A 13,259-nucleotide genomic window follows, 5' to 3' on the forward strand; every position below is an offset into this window, starting at 1 on the left:
TAGAGTACTGCAAAAAAGATATTTAATTTGAAATTCCTTCTAAAATCGATTTTTCAAGTGATTCTTTTAGTATAGAATAAGAACTTGGTTTTATTAAATAACCATTGGCTCCTAACTTGTAAGCTTCTTCAATGTCTGCCTGTGCCGACGATGTAGAATAAATGGTAACTAATGGAATATTTCTATCTGTAAATTCTCTAATTTTTTTTAGACATTCCATTCCTGAAATAACAGGCATATTTAAATCTAGAAAAATATGTGTGCCCATATAATCGTCTACTTCTTTTAAAAAATTTAATAATTTATTGCCATTCTCAAAAACAAAAAGATTGGCATTTAATTTTAATTCTTCAAATGCTTCTGTAAACAACATACGGTCATCCTCATCGTCATCTACAAGAATGATCTTAATATTTTTCATCGTAATATGTTATAATTTATAATTGAAGCAGAAATGGGGTACGTAAAGTTAAGATAATTTTAATAAAAAAATTGCCACAAAAAAGACTATTTATAGCATTTTAAAGACAAATTAAATAATTTTATAGGTTTTTTGGTATGCTTTTGGAGTTAAATGATACTTTCTTTTAAATATTTTAGCAAAGTAACTCGGGTTGGCAAAACCTAAATTATCGGCTATTTCTGCGATATTAAAATCCGAATTTAATAACAATTCCCGACTTTTATCAAGTTTTAAATCTGTAATAAACTGAATGGGCGATTTGTTAAAATTTTTCTTGAAATAGCGTTGAAATTGTTTGTCGCTCATGCCGCTCATTTCGGCAAGTTTCTTCAATGACATTTTTTTAGAAATATTATCTTCAATAAAATGAATGGTGAGTAATATTTTACTTTGATCTTTCTGAGATATGTTTGATAAAAATTTACTATTTAAATGACCTGTATACTCTTCTAATTGATAACCAAGAATACGTATTACAATAGATTCTATTAATAAACTTCTTAACATTCCAGTTGCATTAAGTTTATAATATTCTTCAACTGATTCTAAAATACTGTAGTCCAAATAATTAAACTGTACATATGATGCGTTTTGGTTCTCTGAAATGTCATTTTTTAAATTATTCTTTAAAATCATAAGAGGTTTTTCAAACCTTATGTTACTACAGGTGTAATCAATATTTATAGCTAAATAGCGAAGTTTAACATTTTTAGGAAGCTTTATATAAGTTATATGTTCTGGATGGGCAAGCGCAATCATGTTTTGTAATTTGTTTACCTTTTTAAAATTAGCATGTTCTCCAATTCTATATTGAAAATAGCCTTCCAAAATATAGTTAAAGTATAGATGCCTATCTTCATATTCCTCAATTTCAAAAATATGCTCGTTAGTAAATGTGATATTATAAGCCAAACATGATATGCCTCCTATAAACTCGAAAGCACTTATAGTTCCCTTTCCGTTTTCATTATTTAATACCATAGTGCCTTCACCAACATCTTGGGTATAATGCCCATTAAGGTGCAAGCACATTTTTTCCAAAACCTTAAATATATTAATTTTCTCTATTTGGATTTTAGTCATTTTTCACACTAACGTTTGCTTTGCTTTGTTGTTTTTCTTTTGGGATTATAATTGTAATAATGGTGCCTTGGTCATTATTGTTTTTTGCATAAATTTCTCCACCATGATTTGTAATTATTTTTTTTACAATAGCCAAACCAATACCTGTACCTTCATACTCATTTTTGCTGTGTGCCCTTTGGAATACTTCGAAAATTCTACCTTCCATACCTTTAACCAGACCAATGCCGTTATCTGAAATGGTTATTTTATAATTTATAATAGTAGACTTAAGTTTCAAATTTTTAAGTTCTTTTGTTGTAGCAAGCTCTGAAGTAATTTTGATTTTAGGAATGGAATCTATTTTTGAGAATTTAATGGCATTACTTAGTATATTTGAAAACACCTGATTCATTTGAAAAGGAATGGCATCTATAATAGGTAAATTGGAAAATTCAATTTCGGCCTTTGAGTTCTGAATAACAGTGGAGAGGTTTTCAAGCACATCTTCAACAATTGAATTTAAATTTACCTGTTCAAAATTATCTTCAATTATATTTGTTCTTGAATATGCCAATAAATCATCTATTAAAGTTCTCATTCTAACAGCAGAATTGTTTATAATGTTAAAATAGTTCTTCCCTTTATCTGATAAATTTACTGTCTCTTTTTCATTAATACGTGAAATAAATAATTGAATCTTTCTTAAAGGTTCTTGTAAATCGTGACTAGAAACATAGGCAAAGGCTTCAAGTTCTACATTTCTATTTTCAAGAGCTTGTATTGATTTTTGCAGTTTGAGGTTAGCGACTTTTAATTGTTTGGTTCGCAAACTGACCTGTTTTTCAAGGTCTTTGGAAAATTCTTCCAATTTTTTTCTTGATATTACTCTATCTGTTACATCGGTTGATGTTAACATGATTCCAGATATACTTCCATCCAGTTCCCTTAAAGGTATGTAATCATAATCTACATAAAAATCCCAAATTCCATTTTCATCCTCCAGGGTAGCGTAAGATTCTATTTCTGATATAGGAATTCCTGTTTTTAAAATATTTCTTATAATTTCGGGATATTTGGAATCCTTTAAATTTGGAAAAATTTCCAATAACCCTTTCCCAACGACATCTTCCATCTGTTTGTGCCAAAATTGGTTTAACAGGGTGTTATTAGCCATTTCAATTTCCATGTTTTCTCCCTTTAAAATACCCATGGCAATAGGAGACTGCATTACAAAATTTTTAAATTGTTTTTCAGATTGTTCTAGCTCAAATTTTGCCTTAACAGTTTCTGTAACTTCAAAAGCGACCAGCATAATTTCAACAACCTTATTATTTTCAAGTACAGGTTTAAATATAAAATTAAAATAAGCGGTTTCAATTATCCCATTGCGCGATAATTTAAAAGGGTATTGTATGCCTTTGCTTGGTTTTTTGGTTTTAATTATATCTTCAAAAATAGGTGTAATTGTCGCTTCAATTTCGGTTAAAATCTCAAACAAAGGTTTATTATGAGATTCTTCAAATGTTTTTTGCCATATTAATAAGGCCATATCGTTAACTACTTTTACGATATAATTCTCAACATTAATAATAGCAATACCCACAGGAATTTCCTTAACTAAACGTCTAAAATTTTCTTCACTTAATTTTAATTTATTAATACTTTTTTGTTGACTGGTGATGTCTTGTAAAGTCCCGTTAAATCGGTAAGCTATTTTATTTTCGTCAAACCAAGCACGACCTAAAGCTCTAACAATCCTTTCTTTTCCGTTTTTTTGGTTGCGAATGGTATAAGTAACATCATATCTCCCACCTGATTCAAAAACGAATGTTTTTATTATTTCATTGTTAACCCGTTCCCTATCTGCTTCTATTATAGCATTGGTTGCTTGGGTTAATTCTACTTCTTCTTGTAGAGGTAAGCCGAACCAACTTTTTAGACGTTCATTTGTTTTCAATTTATCCTTTAATGGATCATAATCCCAAGTACCTAAATCGGTTGCATTAATGGCGAATTGAAGTTCATCCTCATTTTCCTTAAGTTGTTTTAAAACATTAACGGCATCGGTAGTTTCAATACATGTTATTAACACACCATTTATATCCATATTATCACCTAATACAACACTATAACTAAAAGTCCAATAAACCTCTTCCATTCTGCCATTTCGAAATATTGGAACTAGCTGGTTTTCATGCCATGTAGGTTTACCTGTTTTAAACACTTGTTCAACTTCAGACAGCATGGTATCTTTAAGCTCTGGCCAAGCATCTTCAAACCTTTGTCCTAAAATGAAAGGGTGTTTGCCATCATTACCCAAACTAGGGCGATAGGCATCATTATAAAAGCAATAAAACTCTTGGCCCCATAATAAAAATTTAGGAAACGCTGTATTAAGAATATTACTGAGATTCAGTTTTAATGCCGTTGGCCAATTTTCTGTTAAACCTAAGGGGTGGGACTGCCAATTTTTATCGAAAATAATTTGGGCCATTTCGCTATTCTTAGGCAAAAATTTTGGTAATATGGCATGGTTCATTGAATTCATAGTTTAAAGTATATAATTGAAAATAGCATTTAAAATTACAAATAAATGGTGATAAAAATGTTAAATTTTAATTTCTAAATGTATATTAAACACAACACATTTGATACATTCTTTGATTTTTTGGTTTGATTAAAAAATATATTTGGCAAAACCAAGGCATGAATAAAGGATTAGGAGACTCTCTAAAAAAGACAGTATATATTTTGCAAATAATACCACTCATGGTTTGGTTAAAATTGGAGGTGAAAATGTACTTTTATTTTCAAGATAATTTACAGAAACCAAATTCAAAATCTATACAAATGACAACTAACAGCTGGATAGTACTGATGTTGAATATTTTGTATATTAGTATGATGCTTAAGAGGGATAAGAGTATAAAGTTGTGTTACCTATTTTAGAATTTAAAAAAATAATTAGCTATTTGTATTTAAATAATGAATTGAGATCATAATTCATAATTCATAAGTTGAAAAAGAAACTACCAGATATAAAAATAACAATAAGCTTTCTTATAAATACTAAATGAAATTAAACTGAGCCAAATACTATTTAGCAAAAGTTAAATATCAAAATTCTGTATTTATTCTGTACTGTGTGAAACAAAAAAGCCTGTCTGAAAAGTGTATTATATTTACTTCGTCAGGTTGAGATTGTCGAAACTGATATTGATTATCAGTAAGTTAATATATTTCGACAGGCTCAATATGACACAGAATGACACTTTTCAGACAGCCTCGATTTTTCTAGTAGCGGGAACTGGACTCGAACCAGTAACCTTCGGGTTATGAACTTAACAGATAATATAAAATTATTCTAGTCATTTTAATTAAAACAAAGCCAACACTTATTTATATCAAATAATAATTAAAAAGAGGTACTTAATTCGGCACTTAACTATAAAAAAGGGCAAATCAGGTACCACTAAAATCTTCTTCTAAACTCAGCTGATTCATTAGCTTCTGTTAAAAAACAGTTTGGTATAGTTCTAAAATTAGTATTTAAGCTGTTAGAATTGTATTAAAGGTTTTGAACCGTGATTGTTCGACATTATTAACAAAAAAGCGACCTAAGTTTTTTTAGATCGCTTTTTATAAATACTAGTTTCTTTTTATATTATTTGTTAATAATTGTTAACTCATCTACAATATGTTTTGCGTTAGAGTATTTATCAATTAACCAAAGCACATATCTAATATCTACATTAATGGTACGTTGTAAATTAGAATCAAAAATTACATCACCAGCCATAGCCTCAATGTTTCCATCAAAAGCTAAACCAATCAACTCCCCTTTTCCGTTAATAACAGGTGAACCAGAATTTCCTCCAGTAATATCATTATCGGTTAAAAAGTTTACAGGTAATTGGCCAAATTCGTTTGCATAACGACCATAATCTTTCTTTTCATAAATATCCAACATGCTTTGTTCTAAATCAAATTCATCATCGTTAGGCTTGTATTTGTTAATCATGCCCTCAAAGGTTGTGTAATTATTTATGTTGGCATCGTTTCTGCTATCTGCTGGTAATGCTCTTACTTTTCCGTAAGATAAGCGTAAAGTAGAATTCGCATCAGGATATTGTATTTTACTCAATCCAGACTCTCGCAAACCTTGAACTAATAATCTGTATGATGCTTCGAAATCATTTTCAGGTTGCACTAAGTTTTTAGGGCTTTCTCTATATTTATCAAGTAATTGACTAGATAATTTGTATAAGGGGTCGTTAGCCAACACGGTGGCATCGGGATTCTTCATGAATGCTTCTACTTTTTCTTTTGAAGAAAATATACTTTCACTAAAAATATTGGCGATATAAGAAGTAAAATCGTTGTTATTTTTTGCTCCTATTTCTGCAACAATTTCCGGGATTGGATAATTAGATTTTGACGCATATAAACCCAATTGCTTAGCAAAGACTTCTTTTTCCAAAGGCATAAATAAATCTTTATAAGAGCTTTCAATTAACGCATCAAGCTTAGGTTGCATTTCATTGCGCTTTGCTTCATTTTGACCTATATAATATTGAAGATTTTGACCAATTCTACTTGGTATAACAGCAAATTTACTAGAGCGTAACATGCCCAATAAATAATTGTCTTGTTTCGCTTTTTCGTTTGTTAAGTTATAATAGTTATTAATATTTTCAAGAACCTTTCCATATTTCGATTTGTTTTTTTTCTCCTTAGCCCAATTTTCGAATTGTTTTTCAATTTCTCGCTTTGTTTCAACTGTTTTGTGCGCTGTTAAGGCATCAATCATACCCATTCTATTCTTCCAATAATTGGCAATTTGGGCGTATTGAGATGCGTACATTAAGCCAACTTCTTCACTTTCATTCATGTATTTTTTCATCACATCCATACTTAATTTTGAGCCTTCTACCCAAGCAGGATAAGCGAATTTTATATTTTGTTCAACACCAGATGCAGGCATCCAACGATTGGTTCTACCTGGATATCCTAGTATCATGGCAAAATCATTTTCTTTTACACCATCAATATTAACCGGTAAATGATATTTTGCTTTTAAAGGCACATTGTTAGTTGAATAGTCTGCCGGATTTCCATTTTCATCAGCATAAACTCTGAATAATGAAAAATCTCCTGTATGTCTCGGCCATTCCCAGTTGTCTGTATCGCCACCATATTTGCCTACACTTTCTGGAGGTGTTCCTACTAAACGAACATCTTTATAATCTTCATAAACAAAGTAGTAATACTCATTCCCTTGATAAAAAGGTCGCACGGAAACGGTGTATTTTCCACCTTCATTATTTTCTTTTTCAATTTTAGCAATTTCTTTATTAATGGTTGCTTCACGTTCTTTTTCACTCATTTTATCATTTACAAGAGATAAAATACGTTTAGACACATCGTCCATTCTAACAAAAAAGCGAACATATAAACTTTCTGGTTTCAATTCTTCTTTTAAAGATCCTGCCCAAAATCCGTTTTTTAAGTGATTTTGTTCGGCAGTTGATAATTCTGTAATGGCGCTATATCCGCAATGGTGATTAGTTAACACCAAGCCACTATCTGAAATGATACTCGCTGTACAACCTCCATTAAATTGTACAATAGCGTCTTTTAAACTTTGATTATTAATGCTGTAGATTTCTTCGGGAGTTAATTGTAACCCCATTTTTTGCATATCCCGATAGTTTAATCGCTCGATATGCATTAAAAACCACATACCTTCATTTGCCATGACCGACGAAAGTGAAATAAAAAAGACAGCAATTGTTAAAAATATTTTCTTCATGTTATTTTGTTTTGAATCAAGCCTTAAAAATACTAAATATTATCCGTTATGCATTTTAAATAATGTTAGTTTTCATATTGTTTATATTCCTATTGATTGTAAACTTATTAACCTAAGTTCGATTAATAAATTATTGATTTTAGGTTTATTAGGGTAACCCTGCAAGGTTTTGAAAACCTTGTGGTATTGTTTGCCTAACTGTAATACATAAAACGTTAAAATAAGACCAGTCATTAAATGCTTAGTAACAAGTAAATTAAACAAACTTAATGCTATAAATGTTACTTACAATTTCATCCCATACATCTTAGCATCTAACGCCTTCCAATTGGGCATGTGCTTGGAAAGTTCTGCCCAAAACTCTTTGGAATGACTTTTAACTTTGGTATGTACCAATTCATGAACTATCAAATAATCAATGAGGCTAAATGGTAATTTAATAGCATCAAGGTTAATGATGATCTTATTTGTTGGTGTGCAACTCCCCCAACGCTTTTCTAGTTTTCTAATTTTTACATCATTAAAAATTAATCCTGTTTCTTTGGACCATTTTTTTATTCTAGGCACTATTTTTTCTAAGGCTTTCGTTCTAAAGAAGGTTTCAAAGGCTTGTTGTAAGCTGTCTTGATTGTTTTGGTCTTTTGGTACATTTACTTTAAACTTAGATTCTGTAAAATCTATTATAATGTCTTCAATATCATCGGTAATTAATACCTCCACATAATATTTTTTTCCCAAATAGGGTATTCTAGAACCTGTTACAATAGCATCATAACCAATAGCCTCAACCAAATCCAATTTTTCAAGTATCCAACGGGCTTTTTTAAGGATTAAAGCCTGTTCCTTTTCCAGAGAAACAGGATTGCCTTTTAGCACCACACCCGTGTCTTTCTGTACACTAATGTAATGCGATTTTAGCCCTTCTTTTGGTATAAAGGTGTATGCTATTACTTGATCTCCGTATTGAACTTTAGGCATCTTTATTTTTTATGAGTACATCCACCAGTTCCTTTGCTTTTTCTTTGGCGTTGTCGCGTTCTATTTTGGCGGTTGTTAAATACCTTCTAATTTTATTTTCAATGTCTTTTTTAACCTGCCCTTTTACTTGCCAACCCACAATGTTCAACTCGCCTGCAATCAGGTCGAATATGGTTTTTGTCGCATCCTCGGCATTGGTATTAAAAAGCACTTTCATGGAATCGTAAACAGCCCGCTCCCGTTCGGTTTTAAAGCCTTTTTCTTCGCCTTCTTTTTGTTGTGTAATAATGTCGTCCTGTATATCGGCATAGGCTTTTAGCAGTTCCAATTGGGTGATGCGTTCTTCGGCTTTTAGCTTCAATAACTCATCCAAGCGTTGGGCCAATGGTTTATAAAAGTCTGAGTTTTTATCAATACCCACTTTTATGGTATGCATTAAATTGTTTCGCATTTTCAGCTCTTTAGTGGCTGGCGATGCGTTCATAATGTCTTCCTTAAACTTCTCCTTATCAATTATGGAAACGGGTTCTTCCAATAGGTTTTCCACACCTTCGGCAATTAAATGGGCATCAATCATCCCTTGAAGCATGTTGCTTTCATCCTTAGTAATCTTTAATTCTTCATCATCGGGAAAGGCATTTCGAGCCCTTAGTTTTATTTCATTGAAGAGTTTAAAATCACCCTGATATTTCATGGCTTTGGTGTTCGGCAACACGATGTTAATAGACTTATTAAACTCTTTTAACAGTGTTTTAAAATCGTCTCTTTTATTGATGGGTTCAATAAACCGAACCGCGGCATCCATATACTCAGCACGATTATAATTCCTGTCGATGCGCATGGGCTTGAAAAAGTCCACCAGTTTCGTATGGTTCATTTCCAACTTAGGAAACTCTTCGTTAATATTCTTTAAAATATCATCAGGACGAATATCCCCCGAGAATATCTCTAGGGCTTGAATTAAATACGCCGTAATCCCATTATAATCTACTATATAGCCCGCTACTTTGCCTTTTTTAGAACGGTTTACCCGGGCAATGGCTTGCAACAGGTTATGTTCCTTAAGTGGTTTATCTAAATATAAGCAGGAAGCTATGGGAGCATCCCACCCTGTAAGCAACATATCGGACACAATAATGAAGGCCGTATTATCATACTTCTTTTTACCCGATTTCTCCGTTTCACTTTCGTTTCCGTACGGTAATTTATAATTATCGGTCACCTCTTTGATGTCTTCTGGGGCCACCACATGAATGGGCTTTTTGTTGTGTGGGTGGTTTCTATTCCACTCCAAGGTTTCGTAGTATTCTTTAGCAATGGGATCCGATTTTGGCGACCCCATGCTCATCACCACTTTCGACTCAAAATCATGATACCCGTCGTCTCTTAACTTTTGTAACGCTTCTTGGTATCTCAAGGCATGTGGGCGACCACTACACACGATCATGGCCTTATGCCCATCGGGATATATTTTATCTCTAAAATTATCAATGATGTGTTTGGTGATGTCGTTGATACGTCCTTTAGAAAGCTGGTATTTTCGTAAGGCTTCGCTTTTAAGCTTATCTTTTTTCTCTGCGGAATAATGCCCAAACTTGTCTTCAAACTCTTTATCTAAAGCTTCTTTTTTAACATCCAGTTTGGCAATGCCTTCATCGTACAACAGTTCTACCGTGGCACCATCGGCTACGGCTTCTTTTATGGTGTACACATCAATATAATCGCCCCCGTAAAACTCACCTAGGGTTGATTTATCTTCTTTAGAGATGGGTGTGCCTGTGAAAGCAATAAACTTTGCATTGGGCAATACAGTACGCATAAACGATGCTAAAAACCCATAATGGCTACGGTGTGCTTCATCTACCAATATGTATAGGTTTTCTTTTTTTGATAGTTCTTCCAGTTGTATTTCCTCCCGTTCTATTTCAACCCATTTCCCTTTTTGGAGTTCTTTGGTAATTTTAATAAGGGTCTTTTCTTTAATGTGCTTTTCTATCAGCACATTAACACGTTCTTCCATTTCGGTTTGGTCTGTGGTGGCGGTGGCTTCCTTATCGGTTTCCTGAAACTTTTGTATGGTGGTGGTGATGATACCGCCATAATCATTACGCAGTAATGTATCTAAATGCACCACCGATACCGCTTGATTCAAGTTTTTAAAGCCCACATTTTGTAAGGTAGTTGTTATCTGCCTATCCAAATCCTTTCTATCGGTCATAATCATAACCGTGGGATTGTTAAAACCAAATTCGGGCGCTTGCAGTTTTCTAGCCACATACGCCATGGTTAACGATTTACCAGAACCTTGTGTATGCCACACCACCCCACCTTCACCGGCTTTTAAGCGTGCAATGGTTTTGTTGGTAGCCCTTATTTGTTGGTATCTGGGTAGCTTTTTAATAGTCATACCTTCATCGAGTTCAAACAGAACAAAGTGCCTTATCATATCTAACACCCGTTCTTTTTTAAACAAGGCAATGAGTAATTTATCTTGTTCGGTGGTGGCTTGCGCTAGTATATCGATATCGTCTTTACTGGTTTTAAAAACGGAATAAAACTGTTGCGGTGCATTAATGGCGCCATACCTCCCATCTACCTGCCAAATACCTACGCATAGTTGGTTAAAGTGAAACAGCTTTTCATTTAAATCTTGATATTCTTTTAAATCGTTAAAAGCCGAATGCCATGCGTTTGATGATGTAGGCGATTTACATTCTATAACGGCTATGGGTAAGCCATTAATATACACCACCAAGTCGGGGCGCGAATTACAGCCCACACGGTTGCGAAACGACATTTGGTTCACCACCAAAAAATCGTTAGTATCGGGGTTGGTATAATCGATATAGTGAACCGCTTTAAATTCCTCAACGCCATTAATAACTTGCTTTACGGTAAACGTGCCCCCTTTAATGAGTTCCCAAACTTTTTGGTTGATTTCCATTAGGGAAGCACCATTAACCGACGTTAAAGTGGTGTAAGCTTTATTAAGGTTATTATCGTTTATCCAAGGGTTTATTCTTTTAATGGAAGCTAATAGGCGGTTTTTTAAGAAAACCTCTGTAACATCTGTTCTTTCATCTTTAATAGTCCCATTAAGATATTGATAACCTAATTGTTGAAGCAATGCTATTGCTGGTAATTCGCTATGTGTGTATTCTGATGTGTTACTCATAATTTCATTTTTTACCTTCCCCTCCGGGGAGGGGTGCCCGTAGGGCGGGGTGGGCTTTACAATAATTCAACCCGTGTGCCACGGTTTTCTCACGCTTTTACTAAGCCCAATTAAAATGAGCGCGGGCCAAACTGGGAAATGACATACGCCTCTAATTCTTTCATTACGTTTCCTAAATCATGCTTTACTCTATAGTCAGAGATTCTATAAACCTTTAAACCCAATTGCATTAAAAACAGCTCTCGTTTCGCATCGTACTCTTGTTTGTTCTCATGGCTTGAACCGTCAATTTCAATTATTAATCCCAAAGTTTTTATATAAAAATCAACAATATAATGGCCAATAACCCGCTGCCGGTCAAAATCGATGTTCCAAAATGTGTCATGCCGTACCTCCTTCCAAAAAATAACTTCTGATAAAACACCTGCTTTACGCAAGGCTTGTGCCCTGATCAATAACTCTTTTTGGCGGGGTAATATCGCCATATTTTGCTTATAAATTGGTGTTTCATGAATATAGGTCAGTATTTGTGGAGGCATAGGCGGTTTATGGGTTTAGGTAGCTGTTATCTTTTAATTTCTTTTTTGGTGTTTGGGGGGTTATTTGGGGGTTTTTCACCACCCCGCCCTGCGGGCACCCCTCCCCGGAGGGGAAGATGGCGGGTAACTCGCTATGGATATATTCTGGACTATGGTTCATTGTAAAAAATTATATAAAATATCGATCCTTTAATTCGTTCAACCAAACGCTTTCAGCTAAGGATAAATCAAGTGTATCCAATATTGAAATTATAGCTTCCAAAGAATACTTTTTAAACCTTTCATTTCCTTTTTCTGAAAGAAATGACTTAAATTGAAACTCAATGTTTTCACCATGATTATTCCATAGAAAATCATTATTCTGCTTAGGAGAGAACACCCAAAAATGTGACTCGTTTAATTGGCGTGCTTCCTTAACTTTCTCAGAAAGCAACATATTTCGCCACAACTGATTTAGTGAAAACCGAAACGGGCAAACATTCGAGTCTCTTATTTTCTGGACATCAAAACACTCTGATGTTTGTGTTAGCTTCCAATTATCATATTTATTGTACCCACACAATAATTTACCTTTTGAATTAACCTTCTTACTTTCAACCATTAAATCCCAAAAGTTGGAAGTATTACAAATTGCTGGTACTTCTTCTTTTTTATATGAGGAACACATAGAAAATTCTGCTTCAATAAACTTAAACTCTATAAGTATCACCCCTTTTTTTTCTTTTGAATCTTTATAGAAAACTGCAACATCTGCATCTGTACCAGCATAAGCTGCTTGGTCACCAATACTTTCATCTTTACCATGTCGTTCAAATTCTTTAATAGAATCAAGCTGGTTAGGTGTAAATTCAATTTCGATATGTTTTACTTCAACATTTTTATCCAATAAAGTTGAAAATAGTCTTGATGCTAATGCTAGATTTAACTGTAATGGCACAAAGAGGTTGAAACAATACGTTTGAGAAGCAACTGTGTTAATTTTTACTCTCTTTTGGTCTCCTGCTTTATGACTTGAAAATCGTTCTATCACCGCATTATAAATAGCTTCATTAATAAAATTGAGTTTAGAATCACTTTCAGTAAGTAGGTGTTTATATGGTGTTTTCCCTCCTACTGGGATGCTAAATTCACTTACTCCTTTATCTTGGAAATAGTCAGACATTTTACTGTAAGCATGCTTTTGCCAATTATTTCCTTTTTGATATTTTTCTGTTTTAGTCGACATAT

8 protein-coding genes are annotated in these 13,259 nt (G+C 33.4%); all 8 read right to left on the bottom strand.

The genetic code is table 11. From position 1 onward, the window contains the following. Positions 1-22: 22 nt before the first annotated feature. Positions 23-421, bottom strand: a complete 399-nt coding sequence (locus EV196_RS03860; protein ID WP_132215116.1) for a response regulator — start codon at positions 419-421, stop codon at positions 23-25. 111 nt (positions 422-532) lie between these two features. Then, positions 533-1,546 (bottom strand): helix-turn-helix domain-containing protein, encoded by a 1,014-nt coding sequence (locus EV196_RS03865; protein ID WP_132215118.1) that lies wholly within the window; start codon positions 1,544-1,546, stop codon positions 533-535. Beyond that, complete coding sequence (locus tag EV196_RS03870; RefSeq protein WP_132215120.1) at positions 1,539-4,076, bottom strand: PAS domain-containing sensor histidine kinase; 2,538 nt, start codon at positions 4,074-4,076, stop codon at positions 1,539-1,541. Before EV196_RS03870 ends, EV196_RS03865 begins: the two co-directional genes overlap by 8 nt. A gap of 1,116 nt (positions 4,077-5,192) precedes the next feature. Next, complete coding sequence (locus EV196_RS03875) at positions 5,193-7,340, bottom strand: S46 family peptidase (protein ID WP_132215122.1); 2,148 nt, start codon at positions 7,338-7,340, stop codon at positions 5,193-5,195. Between the two features lie 285 nt (positions 7,341-7,625). Continuing rightward, complete coding sequence (locus EV196_RS03880; RefSeq protein ID WP_132215124.1) at positions 7,626-8,318, bottom strand: M48 family metallopeptidase; 693 nt, start codon at positions 8,316-8,318, stop codon at positions 7,626-7,628. Next, positions 8,311-11,493 carry a type I restriction endonuclease subunit R gene (locus tag EV196_RS03885; RefSeq protein WP_132215126.1) on the bottom strand — a complete coding sequence of 1,061 codons (3,183 nt, stop codon included), beginning with the start codon at positions 11,491-11,493 and terminating at the stop codon, positions 8,311-8,313. The genes EV196_RS03880 and EV196_RS03885 overlap by 8 nt, the downstream gene beginning before the upstream one ends. A 110-nt stretch (positions 11,494-11,603) precedes the next feature. Continuing rightward, positions 11,604-12,032, bottom strand: a complete 429-nt coding sequence (locus EV196_RS03890) for an endonuclease domain-containing protein (RefSeq protein ID WP_243652173.1) — start codon at positions 12,030-12,032, stop codon at positions 11,604-11,606. A gap of 169 nt (positions 12,033-12,201) precedes the next feature. Further along, the gene (locus tag EV196_RS03895) at positions 12,202-13,257 is read right to left on the bottom strand and encodes a PGN_0703 family putative restriction endonuclease (RefSeq protein ID WP_132215128.1); all 1,056 of its coding nucleotides are present in this window, start codon (positions 13,255-13,257) and stop codon (positions 12,202-12,204) included. Positions 13,258-13,259 lie beyond the last annotated feature (2 nt).

The organism is Mariniflexile fucanivorans (genome assembly GCF_004341235.1).
Taxonomy (GTDB): Bacteria; Bacteroidota; Bacteroidia; order Flavobacteriales; family Flavobacteriaceae; genus Mariniflexile; species Mariniflexile fucanivorans.